Annotated in this window: 17 protein-coding genes and 4 tRNA genes; 6 read left to right on the plus strand and 15 right to left on the minus strand. The window is 55.2% G+C overall.

Annotation, left to right across the window (positions count from 1 at the left end):
• Window positions 1-33 precede the first annotated feature (33 nt).
• Complete coding sequence (locus tag BMX59_RS14700) at window positions 34-492, minus strand: YkvA family protein (protein ID WP_092247993.1); 459 nt, start codon at window positions 490-492, stop codon at window positions 34-36.
• A gap of 323 nt (window positions 493-815) precedes the next feature.
• The gene (locus tag BMX59_RS14705; protein WP_071492256.1) at window positions 816-1,547 is read right to left on the minus strand and encodes a BamJ family beta-barrel-assembly machinery protein; all 732 of its coding nucleotides are present in this window, start codon (window positions 1,545-1,547) and stop codon (window positions 816-818) included.
• A gap of 258 nt (window positions 1,548-1,805) precedes the next feature.
• Here BMX59_RS14705 and BMX59_RS14710 point away from each other — a divergent pair, with 258 nt between their 5' ends.
• The 3 genes from BMX59_RS14710 (at window position 1,806) to BMX59_RS30760 (ending at window position 5,010) form a co-directional block, all read left to right on the plus strand.
• Window positions 1,806-3,614: a di-heme-cytochrome C peroxidase gene (locus BMX59_RS14710; RefSeq protein ID WP_093122657.1), complete on the plus strand. Its 1,809-nt coding sequence runs from the start codon at window positions 1,806-1,808 to the stop codon at window positions 3,612-3,614.
• Window positions 3,611-4,777: a catalase family protein gene (locus BMX59_RS14715; RefSeq protein ID WP_093122660.1), complete on the plus strand. Its 1,167-nt coding sequence runs from the start codon at window positions 3,611-3,613 to the stop codon at window positions 4,775-4,777. The genes BMX59_RS14710 and BMX59_RS14715 overlap by 4 nt, the downstream gene beginning before the upstream one ends.
• Window positions 4,778-4,887: 110 nt before the next feature.
• Window positions 4,888-5,010, plus strand: a complete 123-nt coding sequence (locus tag BMX59_RS30760) for a hypothetical protein (RefSeq protein WP_256572963.1) — start codon at window positions 4,888-4,890, stop codon at window positions 5,008-5,010.
• A 12-nt stretch (window positions 5,011-5,022) separates the two neighbouring features.
• Here BMX59_RS30760 and BMX59_RS14720 read toward each other — a convergent pair whose 3' ends face one another.
• The 8 genes from BMX59_RS14720 to BMX59_RS30150 form a co-directional block, all read right to left on the minus strand.
• Window positions 5,023-5,949, minus strand: coding sequence for a LysR substrate-binding domain-containing protein (locus tag BMX59_RS14720; RefSeq protein ID WP_058427309.1), 927 nt, complete (start codon window positions 5,947-5,949; stop codon window positions 5,023-5,025).
• Between the two features lie 83 nt (window positions 5,950-6,032).
• Window positions 6,033-8,039 (minus strand): CocE/NonD family hydrolase, encoded by a 2,007-nt coding sequence (locus BMX59_RS14725; RefSeq protein ID WP_093122664.1) that lies wholly within the window; start codon window positions 8,037-8,039, stop codon window positions 6,033-6,035.
• A 27-nt stretch (window positions 8,040-8,066) separates the two neighbouring features.
• Complete coding sequence (locus tag BMX59_RS14730) at window positions 8,067-9,650, minus strand: BCCT family transporter (RefSeq protein WP_092247981.1); 1,584 nt, start codon at window positions 9,648-9,650, stop codon at window positions 8,067-8,069.
• 303 nt (window positions 9,651-9,953) lie between these two features.
• Window positions 9,954-10,030 (minus strand) — tRNA-Asp (locus BMX59_RS14735).
• Between the two features lie 19 nt (window positions 10,031-10,049).
• Window positions 10,050-10,125, minus strand: a tRNA-Val gene (locus BMX59_RS14740).
• A gap of 177 nt (window positions 10,126-10,302) precedes the next feature.
• Window positions 10,303-10,379: transfer RNA gene (locus BMX59_RS14745), tRNA-Asp, on the minus strand.
• A 19-nt stretch (window positions 10,380-10,398) separates the two neighbouring features.
• Window positions 10,399-10,474 (minus strand) — tRNA-Val (locus BMX59_RS14750).
• A complete protein-coding gene (locus tag BMX59_RS30150) occupies window positions 10,469-10,672 on the minus strand; it encodes a hypothetical protein (RefSeq protein WP_139212881.1) in 204 nt (67 codons plus the stop codon). The genes BMX59_RS14750 and BMX59_RS30150 overlap by 6 nt, the downstream gene beginning before the upstream one ends.
• A 1,208-nt stretch (window positions 10,673-11,880) precedes the next feature.
• Here BMX59_RS30150 and BMX59_RS14755 point away from each other — a divergent pair.
• The 3 genes from BMX59_RS14755 to choX all read left to right on the plus strand — a co-directional run bounded on the left by BMX59_RS14755 (window position 11,881) and on the right by choX (window position 17,069).
• On the plus strand, window positions 11,881-13,563 hold the full coding sequence (locus tag BMX59_RS14755) for a N,N-dimethylformamidase beta subunit family domain-containing protein (RefSeq protein WP_175486679.1): 1,683 nt from the start codon (window positions 11,881-11,883) through the stop codon (window positions 13,561-13,563).
• A 2-nt stretch (window positions 13,564-13,565) separates the two neighbouring features.
• Entirely contained in the window at window positions 13,566-16,055 is a 2,490-nt protein-coding gene (locus BMX59_RS14760) for a CoA transferase (protein WP_093122668.1), read from the plus strand.
• A 75-nt stretch (window positions 16,056-16,130) separates the two neighbouring features.
• A complete protein-coding gene (gene choX / locus BMX59_RS14765; RefSeq protein WP_093122671.1) occupies window positions 16,131-17,069 on the plus strand; it encodes a choline ABC transporter substrate-binding protein in 939 nt (312 codons plus the stop codon).
• Between the two features lie 880 nt (window positions 17,070-17,949).
• Here choX and BMX59_RS14770 read toward each other — a convergent pair.
• The 5 genes from BMX59_RS14770 to BMX59_RS14790 form a co-directional block, all read right to left on the minus strand.
• Complete coding sequence (locus BMX59_RS14770; protein ID WP_093123357.1) at window positions 17,950-18,567, minus strand: helix-turn-helix domain-containing protein; 618 nt, start codon at window positions 18,565-18,567, stop codon at window positions 17,950-17,952.
• A gap of 36 nt (window positions 18,568-18,603) precedes the next feature.
• The gene (locus BMX59_RS14775) at window positions 18,604-19,080 is read right to left on the minus strand and encodes a thioesterase family protein (RefSeq protein ID WP_093123360.1); all 477 of its coding nucleotides are present in this window, start codon (window positions 19,078-19,080) and stop codon (window positions 18,604-18,606) included.
• A gap of 89 nt (window positions 19,081-19,169) precedes the next feature.
• The gene (locus BMX59_RS14780) at window positions 19,170-20,135 is read right to left on the minus strand and encodes an L-carnitine dehydrogenase (protein WP_093122674.1); all 966 of its coding nucleotides are present in this window, start codon (window positions 20,133-20,135) and stop codon (window positions 19,170-19,172) included.
• Between the two features lie 133 nt (window positions 20,136-20,268).
• On the minus strand, window positions 20,269-21,156 hold the full coding sequence (locus BMX59_RS14785) for a 3-dehydrocarnitine:acetyl-CoA trimethylamine transferase CdhC (RefSeq protein WP_093122677.1): 888 nt from the start codon (window positions 21,154-21,156) through the stop codon (window positions 20,269-20,271).
• 742 nt (window positions 21,157-21,898) lie between these two features.
• Window positions 21,899-22,924 carry a GlxA family transcriptional regulator gene (locus BMX59_RS14790; protein WP_093122680.1) on the minus strand — a complete coding sequence of 342 codons (1,026 nt, stop codon included), beginning with the start codon at window positions 22,922-22,924 and terminating at the stop codon, window positions 21,899-21,901.
• Window positions 22,925-23,298: the final 374 nt, after the last annotated feature.

The raw sequence follows: 23,298 nt of genomic DNA on the forward strand, positions 1-23,298 counted from the left end.
TAACAGCCACAAAGGTCGCAGGGGATAGCCAGGTCATGGGTTTTTTTGCGGGTTTTCCTGGGCCAGCAGCGCGGGCGTCGCAGGCAGCCGCTCAACCACGGCGAGCTTTTCCGGACGCTGGGCGTCGCGCCAGGCGCGAAACGCGTTCAGTTCGCCGTCCAGGGTCTTCATGACCCATGCCAGCACGGCAATGTCGTCGAGCATGCCGAACATGGGGATAAAGTCGGGGATCGCATCAATCGGGCTGAGGAAATACATCAGCCCCGCCACCACCGAGATCAGCGCCTTGGGGCTGATGGCCCGGTACTCACCGCGCCAGTAAGCCAGGCACAGGGCCTGGAGCAACCTGAGATCATCCTTGAGCTTGCCCAGGCGATTGCCTTGGTTCGAGCCCTTGGCAGCGACCGCGAACAATAGCGTAGGCAAGCGCCCGCGACCCAGAAGGCGTGCGGCCATGGGCAGGAAACGGGTGAAATTGAACGGTGGTTTCATTCGTCACTCCAGTTCCATATGACATAAAAGGTTATCCACACAAATTGTGGATAACCTTGTGAACAGAGCCTGTTTTCCGGGCTGAAAGCCACGTAGTACAAGGCTTGCAGTCAGATCGGGCGTTTTTTGCGCACTGAAAAAAAACCCAAGATTTCATTGACTTGGCGTTGATGTGCGGCTACCCGTACTCGAGTCTTATATCAGACTGTTGCAGGTTGCAGACGTTCGTTTGAATTCGCCAGGCTCTGATGTGGGAGAGGGCTTGCTGACCACAGAAACAACAACGCCCCGTCGAGACGGGGCGTTGTATGTTCAGGCGCCGATTACTTCTTGGCGGCTGGTGCAGCAGGCGCGTCAGCCTTGGCTGGGTCCTTGATGGCCAGCAGTTCCAGGTCGAAGACCAGCACGGAGTTGGCTGGAATCGCCGGGCTCGGGCTCTGTGCGCCGTAGGCCAGGTCGGAAGGAATGTACAACTCGACCTTCTCGCCCACGTGCATCAGTTGCAGGCCTTCGACCCAACCCGGGATCACACCGCTGACCGGCAGGTCAATCGGGCTGCCGCGATCCACGGAGCTGTCAAAGGTGGTGCCGTTGGTGAGCTTGCCGGTGTAGTGAACAGTCACCACGTCGGTCGGCTTGGGCTGGGCGCCATCGCCCTTCTTCACGATCTTGTACTGCAGACCGGAAGCGGTGGTGACGACGCCGTCTTTCTTGGCGTTGTCTTCGAGGAATTTCTTGCCGGCGGCTGCCGACTCTTCGCTCATCTTGGTCATGCGTTCTTCGGCACGCTTCTGCAGTGCGGCAAACGCTTCAACCAGTTCGTCGTCTTTGAGCTTCTGCTCTTTTTTGCCGACCGCATCTTCGATGCCCTGGGCTACCGCTTTGGAATCCAGGTCATCCATGCCTTCTTGGGCAAGGCTCTTGCCCATGTTCAGGCCGATACCGTAGGAAGCTTTCTGCGCCGGGGTTTTCAGCTCTACGCTGGTCTGCGAATCACAACCCGCAAGTACCAGGCTAACCAGGGCCACCGCCGCCGCCAACCGATGCTGTTTCATGCTATTTCCTTGTTCATGCGCCAAAAGGGCATTCGAATAAAGTCGCGAGCTTATCAGGCGGCCACGACCAATGGCTACCGGCATGTGAGCAGGAAACTTCCGATAAGTTCACGTGTTTAAAAGCATTTTCATTCATGATGCAGGGCCGCGACGCATCGTGGAGCCACCTACTACCAGGCTCATGGCCACTTGCCGCCCTTGTGGCGTAGTGGCATAACAACGCGACCACTCGACAAGGCCGAGACAAGGATAGCCATCTTGCGCATTTTTTCCCGTGTTTTACTCCTGATATTCGCCATGTTGGCCCTGGTGCTGGCCGTGGTGCTCTATTACACCGTCAACCCCAAGCTGCCGGACTACGTGCCTGTGGAGCAGGTCCACTACCAGGACCAATGGAGTGCCGCCGACCGCCAGACCTATTACTTCACGCCCCAGGGCACACAAGTGAAAGGCCTGCACTACGACTGGTTCACCGCCCTCGAACTGCCGTTTTCCGAGCGACGTTTTGCCACGCCCGACTACCTGGCGCGCTTCGGTTTCCTGGTCGACCCCAGGCAGGTGCCCACCGTGCAAAACCCCGGCAACTTGCCCGTGGGTTTCGCCCGGCATAAAAACGCCGGCAGCAACGTTGAATACCTGGATATCACCTGCGCCGCCTGCCATACCGGCGAGCTGCACTTCAAAGGCCAGGCCCTGCGCATCGACGGCGGCTCGGCCCAGCATGTACTGCCCTCCAGCGTTCCGACCCTGCGCGGCGGCAGTTTCGGCCAGGCGTTGGTCGCCAGCCTCGCCGCCACCTACTACAACCCGTGGAAGTTCGAGCGTTTTGCCCGCCAAGTGCTCGGCGATCGCTACGACGCCGAACACAAACAACTGCGCCAGGACTTCAAGCAATCGCTGAACCAGTTCCTCAAGGTGGCCTGGAATGACACCCATCGCGGCCTCTACCCCACCGAGGAAGGCCCGGGCCGCACCGACGCGTTTGGCCGTATCGCCAACGCCAGCTTTGGCGATGCGATTTCCCCCGACAATTATCGCGTCGCCAACGCGCCGGTGGACTACCCGCAGTTGTGGGACATCTGGACTTTCGATTGGGTGCAATGGAACGGTTCGGCCCAGCAACCCATGGCGCGCAATATCGGTGAGGCCCTGGGTGTCGGCGCCACGCTGAGCTTTTTCGACGCCGCCGGCCAGCCACTCCAGGGCGATGCGCGTTACCCGTCCAGCGTCCGCGTGCGTGACCTCAACCTCATCGAAGAAACCCTGCAGCGCCTCAAGCCGCCGACCTGGCCCGAGGAGCTGTTCGGCGCCATCGACAAGCCCCTCGCCGCCCAGGGCCGTGCACTGTTCGCGGAAAACTGCGCCGGCTGCCATGTGCCCAGCGTCACCCAGGAACACGGCCGCCCGGTGCAGGCGCTTAAAATGCTGCCGGTGGACTACATCGGCACCGACCCCGGTACTGCCAGCAACATTGCCGACCAACGCTACGATCTCAGCGCCCTGCAATGGGACCCGGCGGAACTGGCCACACTCAACGTCGAGCTGCACCCGACGCCGACCGAACCGCTGGACCTGAAAAAGATGTCCGTGGCCAAGGGACTCGCCTACGTCACCGCGTTTGTCGAAGAGCATGCCTACCGTGCCGCCGGCGTGACCCCGGCCGAGCGTCCGCGCCTGGATGGCTACGGCTTGCCCATCGGCGTGCGCGAGCTGCGGGCCTATAAGGCGCGGCCATTGGCTGGCGTATGGGCTACGCCGCCGTTCCTGCACAACGGTTCGGTGCCGACGATCTACCAATTGCTCTCGCCTCAGGACGAGCGCAGCACCACCTTCTATAAAGGCACCTTCAACTACGATCCGCGTCATCTGGGCTTCGAAACCGGTGCGTTCAAGAACGCCTTCCTGTTCGATACCAAAATCACCGGCAACCACAACAGCGGCCACGAATTCCGTGCCGGGCAACGTGGCAATGGCGTGATCGGCCGTTACCTGCAACCGCAGGAACGCTGGGCGCTGCTGGAATACCTCAAAGTGCTGGGCGGCCCGCTGGAGCAACAACTGCCATGATGATTCGATCCCCCTACGACCGACCTTCCCTGCTCGCCCGCCTGTGGCTGCGCATGGGTGCGTTTCTCGGCAAGACCTTAGTCTGGCTGGTGGGCCTCGGCCTGCTCGGCTGGCTGGCCGCCACCGCCTGGTATGCCTGGCAGCACAGCGGGCCGGTGTCGCCGAATGAGCAGGTTCCGCCCGGCGAAGCGGCGATGACCCAGGGCATCATCCAGACGGCGGTGCGCATCGTCGACCAGCACCGCGAAGGGACGCGCTACCTGCGCGACGCCCACGCCAAGGCCCATGGCTGCGTGAAGGCCGAAGTCAGCGTAATGGCCGACCTCGATCCGGCGCTGCGCCAGGGCGTGTTTGCCGAGCCGGGCAAGACCTGGCAGGCGCTGATGCGGCTGTCCAACGGCAACGCCTACCCGCAGTTCGACAGCATCCGCGATGCACGGGGCATGGCGCTCAAGCTGTTGGACGTGCCGGGCAAGCAACTGCTGGCCGACCAGCAGACCCGCACCGAACAGGACTTCGTGATGTTCAGCCACCCGAACTTCTTTGTCAGTGATGTCGCGGAGTACGCACAGAACATCGGCGCCCAGGCGGATGGCAAGAAAGTCCTGGCGTTCTTCCCCAAGGTCGACCCGCGTACCTGGCAGGTCCGTCACCTGTTCATCGCCCTCGCCACCCTGGCGCCGGCACCGGCGAGCCCGACACAGACCACGTACTTTTCGGTCTCGCCCTACAAGTTCGGCGCGGCCAACGCCAAGTTCCGCGTGGCCCCCGACCCACAGAGTTGCCCGGAATACGCACTGCCCAAACAGAATCAGGACCTGCCGAATTTCCTGCGCAGCGCCTTGAGCCAGCAGTTGTCTACCGATCGCGTGCCGGCGTGTTTCGTGCTGCAGATCCAGCGGCAGAACCCGCAGAAATTCATGCCCATCGAAGACACCAGCATCGAGTGGAAGGAAAGTGACGCGCCGTATGAGACGGTGGCCAAGGTGCGGATCCCGGCGCAGGACTTCGATACCCCCGAGCAGAACCTGGCGTGCGACAACCAGTCGTTCAACCCCTGGTTCGGCGTAGCAGAGCATCGCCCCATCGGCGGCATCAACCGCTTGCGCAAGGCGGTGTATGAAGCGGTCAGCGATTACCGCCACAGCCGCAACGCCCCGTAAAAAGTGCGTAACAATAGGCCCGCCCGCATAAGGATTGCGTCGGGTCTATTGAGCCGCTTTCGCCCCGCCTCTACCGTGAAGACCTACTCCATCACCTGTAGGAAACCACCGTGGAAAGCTCAACCCTCGGCATGCTCGTACTCACCCTGATTGCAGTGTTCGGCACCGCGTCTTTTTGTTTCGAGCACTTGGCGACGCGTCAGACCCGCAAGAAAAAAACCGGCCAACGTTGACCTTCAGCCAAATCACTCGACCTCGGCAGCCTTGGCCAGTAACCATTGACGAAAACTGCGCGCAGCCGACGGCGGGTTGCGGTGGTGGGGTTGCATCAGATGCAGGCGGCCCCGGCTGTGCATGGTATGAGGCAAGGCCATTTGCAGGCGCCCGGACGCCAGATCGTCTTCCAGCAGACTCTTCCAGCCCAGTGCGACGCCGTGGCCCATCACCGCCGACTGCATCAGCAGTTGATAGCTGTTGGTCCGCAACGCGTGGCGCGGGGTGTAATAGTCGGCACCGGCATCGGTGAACCAATCGGCCCAGGTCAGCCAATCGTGGTAGTGGTCCTCCACGATCAGCAAGGTGTGGGCATGCAGCAAATGGTGTATATCGCGAATCGGGCCGTGGTGTTCGAGGTAGACCGGGCTGCACACGGTGATGACCTGCTCGCTGTCGAACACCGGCGATAGCTCGAGGCCATGGGGCGCGGCCAGTTCATCCAAGTGATAGAACAGGCCCAGGTCATATTCACTGACGTCCAGATGGCTGGGGCTTTCGCTGCACAGGATGCGAATGTCCAGGTCCGGGTGTTCGCGCTGGAATTGCGGTAACAGGCCGGCGAGCCAGATCGTACTGATGGTGGGGGTGCTGGCCAGGGTCAACTGGCGGTCGGCGCCACGCCGACGCAACTCGGCGGACTCGCGATCGAGCTCGCGCAACAGACGCTGGATGGTACGGAAGTAACGCACACCGGCGGGCGTCAGGCTCAGGCCCTGGGCCAGTCGATAAAACAGCGGGCGGGCCAGGTCCTCTTCAAGGCGCTTGACCTGACGGCTGACCGCGCTCTGGGTCAGGTTCAGTTCATGGGCGGCCTGGGTAAAGCTCAAATGGCGGGCAGCCGCTTCGAACGTCTGCAAGCAGTTGAGCGGTGGAAGATCGACGTTTCGGCGCGACATGAACAGTTCCATTGGCAATGGCGAGCCCGAGTTGCCCCAGGCCCGCAGCGATCACGATGGCAAGCATCCTGCCAGTTGCCCGCTTACAGCGCGACCCTCGCCACGCGTTTGCTCCATTGCCGACGGTGTTCCAACTGGCCCTGTTCCCAGGCGGTCTGCTCCGCTTCGATGTAGAACCACTCGGCATCGGCGTGCACGCTCAAATGGCTTTCCACCTCCACGGCCCACTGGTCACGGCCGACGCGGTAGTGCCATTCGATATCCGCCCGCGTCGACAGCGGGTCCCAAGGCAAGGTGCGATATTGCTCGGTGCAACGCTGGTCCACCGACAAGCCGTGATCGGTAAACCGTACCGCGCCCAGGTCGTCTTCGATCTTCACGCAGACTTCGCCACTGCCCACATCTTCGATCAGGGTGCGTTTCGGCGCAGCGGCGCGTAGGACTTCCATCGCCACCGGCGTCGCCGATTGCGGCGCCTCGAACGGGCAGTCCACCGCCGCACCGGTGAACACCGGCAGTTGCAGGCTTTGCAGGGCCGGCAGCAAGGTCAACGTCGTGAGCTCGCGACTCGGCCACAGCAAGGGGAAGCTCGCAGTGCTCAGGGCCAGGCGCAGACGGTAACCGGCCGGCAGGCGCATGCCGATGTGATCGAGGTTTAGATGCACATCCATCGGTTCACCCGGGACTACAGGTGTTACGCGGGAGAAGTCTTCACGCAGCGTGAGATTAAGCACGCCATAACTGATCTGCGTCACCTGCCCGTCCGGTGCCACGGCATTCAGCCGGGCGACCAATTGGCCGCAGGCCGTGTCACTCGCCAGGCGCAGCTTGAGGCGAGCATCGCCCAGCAACGCCAATGGCTCGGTCAGCGGTTGGGAATCGAAGCACAGCGAGTGGGCGTCATCACGGCGCTGATCCGTCGGGCCGTCCGGGCCAAACCAGATGGCGCAGTATTCGCCCTGGTGCAGGCCCGTGGTCAGCGGCGAGCAAATGCTGCGCGTCGTGACCAAAGGCTGTGCTCCAGGATTCAGGCCATGTTCGCCCAGGCTGAAATCGGCCCATTGCACCTGAGGGTCCGGCCAGCCGGCGGTCTGTACCCAGACGCCCGGCCGTTCGGCATAACTGCCCTTCGGCGGCAGAATATCCTGTAGGTAAAAGGTGCACGCCGCGTCATCCATCACGCCGTTATCCACACCTTTGAGCCAGTGATCCCACCAACGCTTGGCCTCCTGCAGAAAGCCGATGGCCGGATTGGGCACCGCGAAATGCGGGTATTTATGAATCCACGGGCCGAGCATGGCCTTCTTCGGCCCCGGCAGGTTTTCCATCAGGCGCGACACGGTATTGCGGTAGGCATCGCCCCAGCCGCCCACCGCATACACCGCAGCCTTGATTTGCGCATAGCCCTCGCACACCGAGCCATGGCGCCAGTAGTCATCGCGGGTCTGGTGCTGCAGCCAGGTTTCGGCGAGCAACGGCATGGCGTCCAGGCGTTGGTGCCAGAGGCTTTTCCAGTCCTCGACCAACAGCGGATCGGGCACCGCCGCGCTGAAGTTGAGCATGGTGGCGGCCCAACCGAAGTTCTCCATCAGCAGGTTGCCGCCCTTGTAGTGGATGTCGTCGGCAAAGCGGTCATCGGTGGAACACAGCGTGATGATCGCCTTCAGCGCCTCGGGTTGGCGTGCCGCGACTTGCAGGCCGTTGAAGCCGCCCCAGGAGATGCCCATCATGCCGACGTTGCCATCGCACCAAGGCTGCCGGCACAGCCAATCGATCACTTCAAGGGCGTCTTCCTGTTCCTGCAACAGATATTCATCGGCCATCAGGCCCTGGGACTCACCATTGCCGCGCATATCGACGCGTACACACACATAGCCCTGCCCCGCCATCCACGGGTGGGTCAACGCATCACGCACGGCGGTGCCATCGCGCTTGCGATATGGCAGGTATTCCAGGATCGCCGGGAAGGTCTGCGGGTCGGCGACTTCTGGCAGCCAGATGCGTGCGGCCAGTTGGGTGCCGTCCCTCAAGGGGATCAGGCAGTGCTCGATTTCTCGCACGGTGTAAGCAAATTCAGTAACGATTTCCATCAGTAACTCCAACAGCAGTTCAATCGATCAGCGGGCGAAATCGGGCACAGGGCCGGCGCCACGCAGTTCCGTTTCAGGTGTCCGCTGAAGGCGTTTCACGTCCAGCAAGGCGGGGTTTTTCAACCAGAAGATCAGCGAGGTACTGGCCAGCAACACCAGGATCATGCCCGGCAAACCGCCGAGGTTAGAGAGCATCTTCACCCCGTCCACCCCGACAAACGCGACCATCACCCACGACACCGTCCCGATGATCAGGCCCCAGACAATCTTCAACAGCGGGTTGCCGTCGAGGTCGGAATCGGCAGTCACGCCCTTGCTGCACAGGTTGGCAATCACGTCGGTGCTGGAGTCTGCCGCGGTCACAAAGGAGATGAACGCCACGAACAGCAGGAACGCGATCATCAGGCCACTGGCCGGCAATTGCTGGAACATCTGGTACAGCACGTGTTCCACGCCCTGTTCGTTGAGCACACGGTTGAGGCTGCCGTCGCCCAGCGCATCGAAATACAGGCTGGTGCCGGAGAAGATGCAGATCCACACCGCCGTGAACAACGCCGGGTAGAGCATGTTGATATGGATGAATTCACGCACGGTATAGCCACGGCCGATCTTGCCGAGGAACAGCGCGCTCACCGGCGCCCAGGCAAACCACACCGACCAGTAGAACACCGTCCAACTGTGCGGCCAGGTGTCGCCACTGGCAGCACCGGTGAACAGGCTGCGGCTGAAGAAGGTGTCGAGGTAGACGCCGAGGGATTCGACGCCGAGGCTGAACATGTACAAGGTCGGCCCGCACAACAGCACGAACAGTCCCAGGGCCAGCATGATCCAGGTATTGAACGAAGACAGCATCACAATGCCTTTTTGCAAGCCACTGGCGGCCGAGGCGACAAAGGTGATGACGATGATTGCAATGATGATGGCCAGGCGGAACGGCGTGGTTTCACCGCCGATGTATTGGGCCAGGCCACCGGCCAGGGTCAGCGCGCCTGTGCCCAGGGACGAGGCCATACCGGCGACCAGGGCGAACATCGCCAGGGTGTCGATCAGCCCGGCATAGCGCCGAACACGCACTTCGCCGAGCAACGGCTCAAGCATGGCGCCGATGGAGAAACGGCTGCGGCGGTTGTAGAACACCAGGGCAAACACCAGCGAGGGCACCAGGTAGATCGCGTAGGGCGTAATGGTCCAGTGCAGGAACATCGTCGACATGGCAAAGCTCTTCGCCGCCGCGCTGCCGGGCTCAATCGGCAGGCTGGTGGGTGGGCCGTACAAGTGGTAGAGCGGTTCGGCGGTGGTCCAGAACAGCACACCCACCGCCAGCGTGGTGCACAACGCCACCATGAACCAGCGCCATTTGCTCAGCAAAGGCTGCGCATCTTCACCGCCGATACGCACCTTGCCCAGCGCGGAGAAGTAGACGATGGCGGTCAGCACCACCATGGCAAAGGAGCCGGCGCTGAACAGCCAGGAAAAGTTTTTGAGGATCAGGTTGTTGAGCTGTTTGCTGATCGCCAGGAACGCATTCAGGTCAATGTAGCTGGCGATCACCGCCGCCAGCAGGATCAGGAAAGTTGGCCAGAACACCAACGGACGCAGTGGATATTTCATCTAGAGCCATTCCCCTTGCAGACTATTTTTATGTTGGAGAGCGGGCACCGCAGCCTCCTGCTGCCGATGACTCGCCTGGAAGTCTTCGCGTGGCTATAGATAAACGTTTAAGCCGCAAGGGACGCAATCGACCAATGTGCATGGGGGTATTCCCTCACGTCATGACGCACCAGCACAGTTCAGGGCGAATAGGCAGTGCACAACGTCAAGGCAAGGGAGGTCAAATCGCGGACGAAAAAAAGCCCGCTCAATGAGCGGGCTTCCTGGGGTGACCTGGCGTTCAGTGTTCCAGGTGACCGAATATGGCGCAGCGGACGGGACTCGAACCCGCGACCCCCGGCGTGACAGGCCGGTATTCTAACCGACTGAACTACCGCTGCGCGTAACACTTGAAGCGAATGGTGGGTGATGACGGGATCGAACCGCCGACATTCTGCTTGTAAGGCAGACGCTCTCCCAGCTGAGCTAATCACCCTTCGTTTCGGTGTGGGCGCATCATACACCAAAAAATCGTAATGTCTTGATTTAAATGCAATTTATTTAAAAAAAGTTCTGCTTGCGATTTTTTGCCATATTCCGGGCAAAGAAAAGCCCGCTCAATGAGCGGGCTTCCTGGGGTGACCTGGCGTTCAGTGTTCCAGGTGACCGAATATGGCGCAGCGGACGGGACTCGAACCCGCGACCCCCGGCGTGACAGGCCGGTATTCTAACCGACTGAACTACCGCTGCGCGTAACACATGAAGCGAATGGTGGGTGATGACGGGATCGAACCGCCGACATTCTGCTTGTAAGGCAGACGCTCTCCCAGCTGAGCTAATCACCCTTCGTTTCGGTGTGGGCGCATCATACACCAAAAAATCGTAATGTCTTGATTTAAATGCAATTTATTTAAAAAAAGTTCTGCTTGCGATTTTTTGCCATATTCCGGGCAAAGAAAAGCCCGCTCAATGAGCGGGCTTCCTGTGGTGACCTGGCGTTCAGCGTTCCAGGTGACCGAATATGGCGCAGCGGACGGGATCATAACTCATCCTCTAACTCATTGAAAAGCTTTAGCCTTCTAAAATCAGCATCTCCGTGATGGACTTGATTGTGTACTTATTACACGCCGCTGCCAATACCAATTATCGTCTGCGATGACGCATGGCCTGTTCCCAGATGAGAAAGACTCAGTGCCATCCTGCGTTAACCGGACGCCGCCAGCAACGCTAAGCACCAATTCGGAAGCAGCTATAGAGGAGGCAATTGAAGACGGAGGGAATCACGCCTGTGGTTAGCGAAATACTCGCCACCCAGATCAGACTGACGTGCAAACCAGCGATGAGCTAGACGATTACGCAAGTTGACAAACGCTGCTAGCACGCCACCCACCTACCGGCTGGTTTTCCGCTGGTGTGTCTGCCGAGGCAAGCCGTCCGTTAGACGACAGTACAGCCTCACGGGAGGCACCACCAAAGATACTGACAGTTCCACCATTATTATCAAAATAGCGATCAGTCACACTGACTTAGAAAGCGCCAATACTGCTAGCTCTCTACACGTTGAGAGCAGTTCGGTTAAGATGAGTGAAGGACTCGAATGTGGTGGGAAAGCGCGTAAACGTTGTCGTTTATATTCATTCAGATGCTACGCGGACAACCTCCTTTCATATTCCGAGTCTACGAACATGCATGTGCATGAGACTCTATATGGCATTCAGCATAGTTATCAAGCTACAGATATCCAGGCTAATAATTAGGCGGAAACCTTGAACGCACCGTTCAATAGCACAAATACACCCTTTTATCAGCGCTACAGTGTCATATTCCAGCCGCTCCGCCTACTCTACCAACCGAAAAATAACGAACCGGTCGAACCCGAAGAAAATGGCAAAAACGTTCGAATTAGACGCAAAATAAAACCTCTGCCAGACCGCGCCAAAAGCCCCCTTCAAAATTTTCAACACCCTACTTCCTAACATATGTATTCACCATCAGGAACCTATTCGTAAACGGATAGTTGTTGCCTGAAAGTTTCGCCATTTCTTAATCACTCAAATCGAACCGGATTAAGATTTGGAAAGCCGGGTGCGACTAGGCATCAATATACCATCGATCTAGCTGAGCTTTCGGACGTAGCTTTTTGCGCACATTTGTGCCGGGAATGTATAGCGGACGTCCGGAAATGTAGATCACTGTCTTAGGCCACATCTAATAATCGATACATGCCGAGCACCGACAGGAGGATTGACCTATGGCTTCAGCAAAAAACACCCGCTCGTCTCATCGTAAGAGCACGGTGAGGAGCACTTGGCCAAGCGCCACCCTCGAAAACTTTCACGAAGCGCCAGCTGAAGACGAAACTGCCCCTGCAGCATGGTGTTATACCGATAGCCTTTCATATTTCCCAGGCGAAATGGTGAGTATTCATACATGCACCACGATGGATCGTTATAACCTCTGCATTTACCGAGACGGGCTGAAGCAACACGAAGTTTATCGCGTTAACGGAGTAAAAGGCGTATACCATCTAACACCAAATGATTGCTCGGTAAATGGTTGTAACTGGCCTGTCAGCCAAAGTTTCCGCATTCCCGCAAACATTAGGAGTGGCGGCTATATTCTTTGTATTGAGGGATATGAAGACGATGAAATTCGGATCGAACATCATTTCCCATTCATAATTAAAGCCCATTCACCATCGACGCCTGACGCATTGTTGCTGGTAGCTTGCACTGCGACTTGGGTGGCGTACAACGACTGGGGTGGATCTAATTACTACGAAGGTACCTGCGGGCCTAATGAGGATCAGCCAAGCCCAATCGTCAGTACTCAACGTCCATTCAGCAGGGGTTTCGCGTGGCTGCCAGAAGGAGCACCGCGGATTCCGCTTCGCGATCCGCCTAAACTTGGAGCAGCGCCGAGATATATTCACGCAGAATGGGCATATGCCAACGGTTTTAGTAAAAAATATGCATCGGCTGGGTGGGCGAGCTATGAGCGGCACTTCGTTCAATGGGCTGAACGTGAAGGCTATACAGTCGACGTAATCACTCAACATGATTTGGAAGCAGGTTCAGCTGTATTGAAAGAATACAAATGCGTGGTTTTTGTCGGACACGATGAGTATTGGTCATGGAACATGAGAGACACCGTCGATGACTATGTCAACGGCGGAGGACACGTAGCAAGATTTGCCGGGAATTTCATGTGGCAAGTACGCGTGGAAGCGGAAGGCAAACAACAAATTTGTTTCAAGGCTAATGCGGAGTTTATGGATCCCGTAAGGGATAGCGAACGCAAACATTTGCTTACCACGTCTTGGGACGATTGCTGCATTGATCGGCCTGGTACATATACTTTTGGCCTAAAGGGCACGACTGGGATTTACGCTGGCTGGGGTGCATGCGTTCCAAGAGGTCCCGGAGGTTTCACTGTTTACCGTCCAGAACACTGGATATTCGAAGGAACAGATTTGTATTACGGAGACCTATTAGGGGCGCAGTCGAAAATATTCGGATACGAGGTTGACGGCTGCGACTACACCTTTCGCCATGGACTTCCCTATGCTACAGGGTCCGACGGAGCTCCTTCCAACTTGGAAATTCTGGCGATGGGCCTAGCTACGACACAAGAGGCGGATCACAAAAATCCCGGCTCTGTGTTGTTTATCGCTCATCACGATTTGGAACTCGTAGCAAATCTGCACGAGCGCAAAACAGATGAAAAAACCCTCGATAACTATCGCAGGGGTGCAGGAATGATCGCTTATTTTGAACGTGGGAACGGTGCTGTTCTCAATGCCGCTAGTTGCGAATGGGTATCTGGCCTAATCGACAATGACCCTTTTGTGATACGAACTACAAAAAATGTTCTTGATCGTTTTATCAAAAAGCAACCTCAAAAAACCAAAGCTACACCAGAGGGGATAGTATAAATATGACTTCAAATGCAACTGCCGGAAGCTTGGCCGGCGTAACGGTTATTGATTTTGGACATTATATCGCTGGCCCTGGTGCTGCGATGATGTTGGCGGATCATGGCGCCGATGTAATAAAAATCACACAGCCTGGGGTTGACACCAGCAAGGATGGCGCCCAAGCCGTGCTAAATAGGGGGAAGCGGAAGATCGCACTAGATCTCAAGTCTCCAGAAGGAATCTCGGCAGCTATTGACCTGATAACTACCGCAGACGTTGTGATCGAAAACTTTCGCCCAGGTGTAATGGAACGGTTGGGCTTGGGTCAAAATGCAATGTTGGCTATCAACCCCGGATTAATCTATCTCTCTCTTCCGGGTTTTTCCGCAGTGGATGAGGAATTCGCAGGGCTGCCCGCATGGGAAGGAATCGTCGCAGCATCGATGGGGCAGTTCACCGACATGGGCTTGAACAGGGTATTGATGGGAATAGAGGCATCCTATTCGCCACTTTCACTCGCATCTGCGTACGCATCGGTCATCGGCGCACTTTCAGTGACTTTGGCGTTGAGGGCCCGTTTGAAAACCGGGTTGGGTGATCACATCGAAGTACCTCTGGCCGCTGCGCTGATGGAGGGTCTCGTCTATAACTCGCTAAGCATCGAGAACCTTCCTGAACGCTATAAATCCTTACGTGAATTGGAAATTGAGCGCAGACGTTCAAACCAGCTTCCAATGAACTTGAAATATGAAGATCTCCAAGAGTTTCTTGATCCATTCTATCGCTCTTACAAATGCAAGGATGGCCGGCCATTTTATGTAGTCAGCGAAGCACACGCTACCCACTCCATTCGTGCACTGCAGGTGCTAGGGCTCTGGGAGGAAATGAAGGCTGCTGGCGTTCCGGTTGCAGACCCGTACCTCTCAACCAGCGAATGGCCAGAGGGCGTGAACTGTACGCTCAAGGCGTATCCAATTGCGGAGCCTTGGGCGGGTTATCTCTCTCGCAGAATGGCTGAGAGATTCCTGACAAAGGACAGCTTTGAATGGGAGACATTATTTGGCGAAGCCGGCGCTCCAGCCGCCGCTCACCGCACCACCAAAGAATGGTTGCATTCAGAACATGCACATTTATCGGGATTAGTGATGCCGGTCGACGATTCCGAATTGGGCGACATGCTTCAACCCTGCCCGGTTGCATGGCTTGAGAGCGAAGGAGGCGAGTTTTTGATTAACACCTGCAAGCAGCAGTCGCATCGCAACTTGGACTCCCACTACGACCTATCCTCATCCAGCCAACCCGAGGAGTCGCCAATTGCAAATGCGCCATGGTTGTCGGGTATCACAGTTCTGGACATGACCAATGTGATCGCGGGACCTACCATCGCAGGCACCATGACCCGGTTCGGTGCCAGGGTTATAAAGCTGGATTCCGCTCGACCTACGTTTGATCCGTGGAATACTGTGGCTTGCGGGCTCTACGCTAACCTTGGTAAGGAAAGCATACTGGTAGACGTTAAGACGGCTGCAGGCAAGGAAATATTACTGCAGCTAATTCGTGCGGTAGATGTCATTACGATCAATGCTACTGGACTGCAACTTGAGTCTTTAGGCCTCACGAAACAGGAACTTGAAGAGGTCAATGAACGGGTCATCCTCTGCCATTTAGATGCCTTTGGGGGGCCAAAACGAGGGCCGCGCAGTAACTATCCAGGATATGACGACTTGGTGCAGGCATCTACTGGCGTGATGGAGAGATTCGGCGGGTCGATGGACACTGTAGAAGAACATGCCCACTTCGGCACTATTGATGTCTTGGCAGGATTCTGCGGTGTTTTCGCTACTGCTATGGCTCTGCTACAACGCGAAAAAACCGGCAAAGGCGATATTGCTAGGACCTCATTGGCGGCCGCTGGACAATGGTTACAGTCTCGCTTTATGTATGATTATGAAGGGCGGCCACCTTTCAACGAAGCTCGCGGTCGGGATGTCAAAGGTGAGGGAGCATGGTACCGGTGTTACAAAGCCGCTGATGGATGGTTTTTCCTCGCTGCGCTAGGCTTGGACCCGCAAAGCCTTACTTCATCAAAACTGCTAGCTCCAGCTTCGAAAATTGATAAGGATAAAATAGAGCCGTGGTTGGAAATTCTTTTCTCCACACAAACTGTTGAGTACTGGAAAGAACATCTCCGCGAGTTGGATATTGCTGTTCAGCCACTGGAGTCAATGGCCAACATCAGGGATTCGAGTATCGGGAACTCTCCTGCTCTCAATACCGTGTGCTTCCACAAGGACAGTGATCATCCGAGTGGTCGAGACATCGTTCATGTAGCGGCAACTGCGGTGCGCTCGGCCCGAGCTAGACTGGTATCACTTCCAGCAGCGGAAAAGTACGGTATGAGCACTGGAACCATCTTGCGAGAGCTCGGCTATTCGCAAGATCAGATTAACGAGCTACTCCACAATGGGGTCGTCGCCGAAAGCTGGTCCAAGCAATACCTTCCAGACTAGATTTTACGGCTGAGCAATAATTTGGCGAATCGTGCCCCGCGGTGATTCGCCTATTAACAAATTCTGGAGTTTCCAATGAAAAACCTGACGAAGATTTTGTGTATTGCGACGATCTTTGCAAGCAATGTGGCTTTTTCCGCTGAATCAACATCCTGTAAAACGGTTAAGCTGGGCGCAGTTAACTGGACCGATGTCGTTGCAACCACTGCTATAACGCAAGTGCTCCTCGAATCACTGGGTTATCAGGTTAAGCTGACAAGCGCCTCGCAGCAGATTGTATTGGGAAGTATGGCTGATAAAAAACTAGATATTTTTATGGGTTATTGGCAGCCCACTATGCAAGCAGTGGCAAACCCATATTTGGAGAGAAAGCAGCTGGCAGTGCTCGAGCCGCCGGTTCTTCCTGACGCACAAGCAACATTAGCGGTACCAGATTATGTTTATGACGGCGGCCTCAAATCGTTCGCGGACATCGCGAAATTCAAAGAAAAACTTAATAACAAGATTTACGGTATTGAACCAGGAGCGGGCGCGAACCGTATTACTGGCGCCATGATCAAAGAAGATATGTTTGACTTGAAAGGCTTCCAATTAGTTGAGTCGAGCGAGGCTGCAATGCTCGCTGCGGTGAAACGTGCGGTTTCCCGCAAGGAGTGGGTGGTGTTCGTGGGATGGAAGCCCCATCCTATGAATCTACAGATCGATGGAATGAAGTACCTCACAGGCAGCCAGGATACCTTCGGCCCTAACGATGGTGCGTCGACGGTTTCGGCCATGACTGCCATTGGATATTCTGATCAGTGTCCAAACGTTGGCAAACTATTGCACAACTTAAAGTTCACTAGCGACCAGGTCAGCGAGGTGATGGCACCGATTCTTGAGCGTACGAAGCCAGATGACGCTGCAACGACATGGCTTAAAGCCCATCCGACTGTCTACGAATCATGGCTGGCAGGGGTGACTACCGCTGACGGTAAAGATGGTTTGGAGGCGGTTAAGACTAAACTCAACTAACTATATCGAAGGCATGCGGGGGCTGTCTTTAGCTCTATTCCTCCTACCGCTGAAAAGCCCTTCGGGACATGGAATGTCCGTGAACCGCGCCGGAGTTGGGAGCAACGCTTGATACGTTGCTTCCAACAGCGGAAGGTCTCATTATCTATATAATGGTTAGCTGACCAGTGGATGAGTCTTGATAAGGCTCTGGGGGGAATAGTTCTACCGGCAGCAATAGCGTCTTTATACCAAGAGCGAACGCGAGGGTCGTACTCAGATGGAGTGTCGTCCGGAGGCCGCGTTGCGAATGCCTCGTCTTGCTGACCTAGGTAAGCAGACATGAATGTGGCTAATAAGCTTTTTGCTTCAGCAGTGACTCTATTTTTCCGAGCGATGATCTAGACTAATATTTTCTGCTAGATTCCTAATTAACAAGATCCGCCCGGACAACCAATTCTGAAGATTGCTGGCTGTACTTTTACCTGTACCTGAAGATTATTCTCCAGTGCGTCGCGGATCAGGCCGCGTTATAAGTAATCAGAGTAGGCGGTGAACAGGGCAAATACCGCTATCACAATCAGTGAGGTAGTAGTCAATATTTTATGTCTAAATTTCAAATTTCTTTTCATGATGCGCTATCATGAAGCCGAATGTGAGGATATACATTACAAACCGGTGATTATCCATGCAGCGCTATTTTCGACGTGCCTCTTTGATTTTTTCTTTGCTGGTATCTCACTCTATAGTTAAGTAAGACGAGTCCAGTAGCGCTACGCAACTCAAGCGAGAGCTGAATATTTTCTGCTTACGAGGTATTATTCGCCAGCACTCTAATTGGTTATTAATCGCCAGATTTAACTCGATCGAGCAAGACATCTGCTCGTAAAAAAAATCGAAATTACTCACTGGGACTTGTTGATGTGCACACCCAGATTAATACCGCCTCCGCTTGGCCTGGGTTGCCGTACCGATAGAATCCTTGAGCGGTGAAGCTCACGCTATCGCCAGGTTCAAGTTTGAAGTACCGCCCCCCCACCCATAACTCAAAGCGCCCAGAAAGCAGGTGGCAGGCCTGCTCTCCCTCGAATCCGGCACTTTGTGTTCTGTACACACTTGGTGGGAAGCGCAGCCGTTGCATTTCGATTTGGCGATTTGGTCGGAAGCTGAGGAGCTCATCTACGATCCCATCTTCATATCGGATGCTCGGGTAAAGGCTCTCACGACCTACGCAACAGTTGTCCTCCGGTAGGGCACAAGGCGTGCTGACGAAAAACCATTGATTTGTGACCCCCAAACAGCGGGCGATATTCGACAGTGTTGGGATTGATGGATATGCCAAGCCCCGCTCAAGCTGGCTGATGTGGCTCGCCGGCAATTTGCTTGTAAGCGCCAACTCAGCCTGAGTCATGTGGCGGCGCTTTCGCAAAGCACGAATCCGCTGGCCGAGGAAATGGGCTACTGCCGTTGAGCCATCAACATGAAGCAGTCTGCTAACGGGCTGAACGGCTTTATTCATCATTTATAACCAGCAGTGCCCATCGCCAAAACCTTTCTATTTTTTTGTGGGTAACGAGATCACCCTGCCAATATACTCAGGAGTCGGTAACTCGAGCTGACCAGCGATGAGGGTTTGTAATTTGTCCAATATAACCTCGCCGAAAGGAGCGGAGCGCGGCCCGGCGAGGTCAACGTGGAGCAGCATTTGTTCGTTGCCTGCTAACTCTCTGGGATCACAGACCTCGTGCAGGCTGTGATATATGTGGAGACGCTTGGAGTCGTGCGCGATGATCTGTGTATGAACCTCAACGTCCGCACCAAGTTTCACCTCATGCAGGTAGTTAAGATGCAACTCCAGTGTAAAGAGAGAATTGCCGCTAGCTTCGCGGTTGTCAGTATTCATGCCCAAGCGGTTCATCAGTGCATCGGTGGCGTAGCTAAATATCAGCAAGTAGAAAGCATCACGGAGATGACCGTTATAGTCGACCCAGTCAGGGCTGATTTTGGTCTGATAAGTAATCAGGGCAGGCATGCGAGTGATCCGGTATATGTACAGTAGATGGATTGCGTTGATAGCGACAAACGTTGGGGCCAGATATTCCGGCCCCAACGGATTGCGCCTTACTCCCGAAATGACATTCCATGCATCTCTTTGGTGGTTTTGACTGCCTCAAGTACGGCTAAAAGACAGTCATCCCGATATCGCTCAAGGGCCGGAATACTATTCTTGCCCAATTGCTCGCTTGTGCCATCTACCACATCGTCGATCAATTTTTCTGTCAATTCAGGGGCTGGCAAATAAGTCCACGGCAGCTGTAATGCAGGGCCAAACTGCGCCATGAAGTGCCGCATACCGGCATCGCCGCCCGCCAGCGTGTAGGTCAAGAAGGTACCCATAAAGGACCAACGCAAGCCGGCACCAAAACGGATCGCGTCATCAATCTCGCCTGTCGTAGCGACGCCGTCGTTGACCAAATGCAGGGCCTCACGCCACAGGGCTTCGAGCAAGCGGTCTGCAATGAAGCCTGGCACTTCCTTACGAACATGGAGAGGTCGCATACCGAGGGATTCGTACACCTTCATCGCTGCCTGTACCGCTTCGGGTGCAGTTTTTTTGCCACCAACTACTTCAACCAGTGGAAGGAGATAAACCGGATTGAATGGGTGTCCAACGACGCAACGCTCCGGGTGAGTTGCCCCCTCGTAAAATTCACTCGGCAACAGCCCTGAGGTACTCGAGCCGATTAGCGCGTTGGGCTTGGCCGCAGCGCTGATTTTACTGTGCAACTCCAATTTCAGATCTAGCCGTTCAGGAGCACTCTCCTGAACGAAGTCGGCGTCACGAACGCACTCCTCAATCGTCGCGACGAATCGCAAGCGATCCTGAGACGCACCTGATGCCAACCCTTGCTTCTCCAGTGCCCCCCAAGCATTAGCGACTCGCTTGCGCAACGCCGCTTCGGCTCCTGGAGCAGGATCCCAAGCCACGACGTCCAAACCATGAGCCAAGGCCCGTGAAACCCAACCGCTTCCAATAACACCACTGCCCAGAGCAGCGAAAATTTTGATATCTGTGATAAATGTCATCGCAAAATCCTGGAATAATTATGAGACTGAAGAGTGCTTTGAGAGTTAAGCCGATGGCTTAAACGATTTGCCTAGTAGGCCTCAAGTAATCGGTTCGAGGTCAGCCAAAACTAGGCGTTGAAGGGCATCGCAGTCAGGTGCGTTTTTTGAGACCCATCTTCTCTCGCCCTTCAGCTGGGGTAAGAACACGAGCCCCCATCCGGCTGAGAATTTCCGAAGCACGCTCTACCAATGCGCCGTTGGAAGCCAGCACCCCCCGATCAAGCCAAATATTGTCTTCAAGTCCAACCCGCACGTTGCCACCAAGCAGAGCGGCCTGGGCAGCCATTGGCATTTGCATCCGGCCGATGCCGAAGCCTGCCCAGACAGCATCAGCAGGGAGGTTATCGACCATCGCTTTCATTGTGGTAGTGTCCGCTGGCGCGCCCCAAGGAATACCCAGGCAAAGTTGAAATAGAGGATTATCAAGCAAGCCTTCCTTGATCATCTGCTTTGCGAACCACAGGTGGCCGGTGTCAAAAATTTCCAGTTCAGCTTTTACACCCAGCTCTTGAATGCGTTTGGCACCGGCCCTTAACTGAGCCGGCGTTGAGACATAAATAGTATCGCCGTCGCCGAAATTTAGGCTGCCGCAGTCGAGAGTGCAGATTTCCGGCAGCAACGCTTCAACGTGCGCCAGACGAGCGAGAGGGCCAACAAGGTCAGTGTTAGGGCCGAACTCCATCGGGCGCTCGCCTGCTCCAATCTCCAAATCTCCGCCCATGCCAGCGGTGAGGTTGACGATGATGTCGACGTCTGCTTCGCGAATACGGTCCATAACTTCTCGGTAAAGCTCGACGTTGCGGCTAAACCGTCCAGTCTCAGGATTACGCACATGGCAATGAACCACTGTCGCACCGGCCTTAGCAGCCTCTACAGCGGCGGCCGCAATTTGTTTCGGCGTAATCGGTACCAAGTGGCTTTTCTTTGTCGTATCGCCAGCACCGGTAAGTGCGCAAGTTACGATGACGTCGTGATTCATTATTTGGCTCCTAACAAACGTAATGGTACCGTCCACAGCCGTATGAGGCTGCGAGATGAATTTTCAGCTTGATGATCTACTAATCAACTACTGGTATTAGCGAAAACGTTAACAACTCCTGCAGGTTCGGACCAAAAGGTGGCGACATGAATAGAGCTCTGGCTCGACCGAGAACTTCCTTAGTTAGCTTGGCTGGAAGCCACGATTGCCCCAATCAGGCAAAGGAGGCCAGGAATGTCCAACGTGTCACTAAGCCCCGCCATTGCTGTCACCCCGCTGAGAAGCGCCCCTTAAGGTTTGGTTGAGTCCTTTTGGCTCTATACAATCGTTAACGGTTTGCAGGGCCATTATTAGGTGTCATTTAGATGTCGACCCTACATTTCCGGAATACTTCCATACATTTTCGGACCAAATATTATCGTGGGCACCGATTTGAGGATCCCTGCACCATTCTGCGAGCTATGGACTTGAAGCCGACTGTCGGGTGTGAATGAACAAACCACCCTTATACTTAGAACGAAAGTAAATATTGAGTTAATACCCAGAACAAATCGAAATTTTTCTTGTGGTCTTCAACTTTTATTGCGTCTTAAACTCGCAATCAACTCTCTCAGCCTGATATATTTAGAGATTTAACATCTGCCCAAAGAATGAGAGTAACGACAAAGCACATCGGCTAGAAATTCAGACAAGTTTGAGGTGGCCATTCTCCGAGCGAACTCGGCCACCGAATTGACAGACTCTAATTACTCCAGAGATGTGCTTCACTCTTCGACGCTTGCTCTGCTGGCCGCTCAAGATAATATATTTCCCGGCGATCAGCCGCTGGCTGCTGACCAAACTCCCGCCTGAAAGCCCTCGAGAAGTCGGAGCTAGAAGAGAATCCGCAGCAAATTGCGACCTCTGTAACACTGATGCTCGTTTGACGTAACAGCAGGCGCGCTCTCTGCAGGCGCAGGCCTCGGTGATACGCCTGCGGCGTGACGTTCAAGTACATACTGAATAATCGCCTAACTTCGCGATCAGTGACCCCTTCTGATCTGGACATTTCCGCCACATCTAAATGCTTATCGAGGTTGAGATCGAGAAATTTGAGAATTCGAATCAGCCTAGGATGCGTCACATTCAGTCGCCCAGAGGAATCGAGCCGCTGAGGATTTTCACCTTGCCTAACCTTACTGTAGACAAATCCATCCGCCACTGCTGAGGAGACAGAACTACCCTGATGAAGGGCAATTAAATGAAGCATCATGTCTAAGGCCGCGGAAGCGCCGGACGCGGAAAATCGCCCCCTATCCACTACGAAGATACTGGTAGATATCTTGACCAACGGAAAGGTCTCCACAAACCCCTCCATATTTTCCCAGTGTATGGTTGCTTTATATCCATCGAGCAAGCCGGCACGGGCGAGCACATATGCTCCTGTTTCAACACCACCGACTTTCGCACCTTGCCTAGCCATCTTTTTCAGCCAGCTGCAAATCTTGGGAGAGGTGTAGAGATGCGGATCCCAGCTGCTGCATACGATGACCAAAGAGCTGGCGGAAACGCTGTCCATGGATCCATCAACGTTGATAGAGATGCCATTGCTAGCTCTCACGGGATTCCCATCATGTGAGACCACCTTTATCTGATAAACCTTTCGTCCGACGACCCAATTAGCCTCTCGAAAAGGCTCAATCGTTGAGGCGAAGGTTATCATCGCAAACTGTTCCAAAATCAGAACCGTTATGAGGTATGGCTCCGGTTGCTGCATCTCAATAGTCATGACCGCTACCTAATTTGACACTGGTGAAGGCTGACCGGGAGCGAAGCAATATTTGTTCCGAAAATGTATGAACCCGTTCCGAAAATGTAGAGTACACAAATGATTAGGACCTAATAATCGACCTATCGGGCCGCAGAACCCGTCGTCGAGAGTGCAATGAAATCAGCGAAAGACACACGCAAGCCGCACCATACATGCTCGGGTAACTGTTCCTGGCCAAATATTGTGCTGAAGTCATTTTTAAATTGGCTCCCGGCGGTAGGTCGATGGCTACGGTGCGATCTTCTATCGATCGGGCGCCGATGCTGCGCGCCAAGCGTTGCAGCATGCGTTCCGAGCCATGCAATTGCACCAAAATGGTGCGATAGCTCGAT

Source organism: Pseudomonas sp. NFR09, from assembly GCF_900111535.1.
Lineage (GTDB): Bacteria > Pseudomonadota > Gammaproteobacteria > Pseudomonadales > Pseudomonadaceae > Aquipseudomonas > Aquipseudomonas extremorientalis.

Coding starts and splice junctions, on each gene's coding strand:
- BMX59_RS14755 (WP_175486679.1), top strand. CDS start 11,881: ATGGCTTCAGCAAAAAACACCCGCTCGTCTCATCGTAAGAGCACGGTG.
- BMX59_RS14730 (WP_092247981.1), bottom strand. CDS start 9,650: ATGAAATATCCACTGCGTCCGTTGGTGTTCTGGCCAACTTTCCTGATC.
- BMX59_RS14780 (WP_093122674.1), bottom strand. CDS start 20,135: ATGACATTTATCACAGATATCAAAATTTTCGCTGCTCTGGGCAGTGGT.
- BMX59_RS14760 (WP_093122668.1), top strand. CDS start 13,566: ATGACTTCAAATGCAACTGCCGGAAGCTTGGCCGGCGTAACGGTTATT.
- choX (WP_093122671.1), top strand. CDS start 16,131: ATGAAAAACCTGACGAAGATTTTGTGTATTGCGACGATCTTTGCAAGC.
- BMX59_RS14705 (WP_071492256.1), bottom strand. CDS start 1,547: ATGAAACAGCATCGGTTGGCGGCGGCGGTGGCCCTGGTTAGCCTGGTA.
- BMX59_RS14790 (WP_093122680.1), bottom strand. CDS start 22,924: ATGACTATTGAGATGCAGCAACCGGAGCCATACCTCATAACGGTTCTG.
- BMX59_RS14715 (WP_093122660.1), top strand. CDS start 3,611: ATGATGATTCGATCCCCCTACGACCGACCTTCCCTGCTCGCCCGCCTG.
- BMX59_RS14700 (WP_092247993.1), bottom strand. CDS start 492: ATGAAACCACCGTTCAATTTCACCCGTTTCCTGCCCATGGCCGCACGC.
- BMX59_RS14720 (WP_058427309.1), bottom strand. CDS start 5,949: ATGTCGCGCCGAAACGTCGATCTTCCACCGCTCAACTGCTTGCAGACG.
- BMX59_RS14775 (WP_093123360.1), bottom strand. CDS start 19,080: ATGCCTGCCCTGATTACTTATCAGACCAAAATCAGCCCTGACTGGGTC.
- BMX59_RS14770 (WP_093123357.1), bottom strand. CDS start 18,567: ATGAATAAAGCCGTTCAGCCCGTTAGCAGACTGCTTCATGTTGATGGC.
- BMX59_RS14785 (WP_093122677.1), bottom strand. CDS start 21,156: ATGAATCACGACGTCATCGTAACTTGCGCACTTACCGGTGCTGGCGAT.
- BMX59_RS30150 (WP_139212881.1), bottom strand. CDS start 10,672: ATGATCCCGTCCGCTGCGCCATATTCGGTCACCTGGAACGCTGAACGC.
- BMX59_RS14725 (WP_093122664.1), bottom strand. CDS start 8,039: ATGGAAATCGTTACTGAATTTGCTTACACCGTGCGAGAAATCGAGCAC.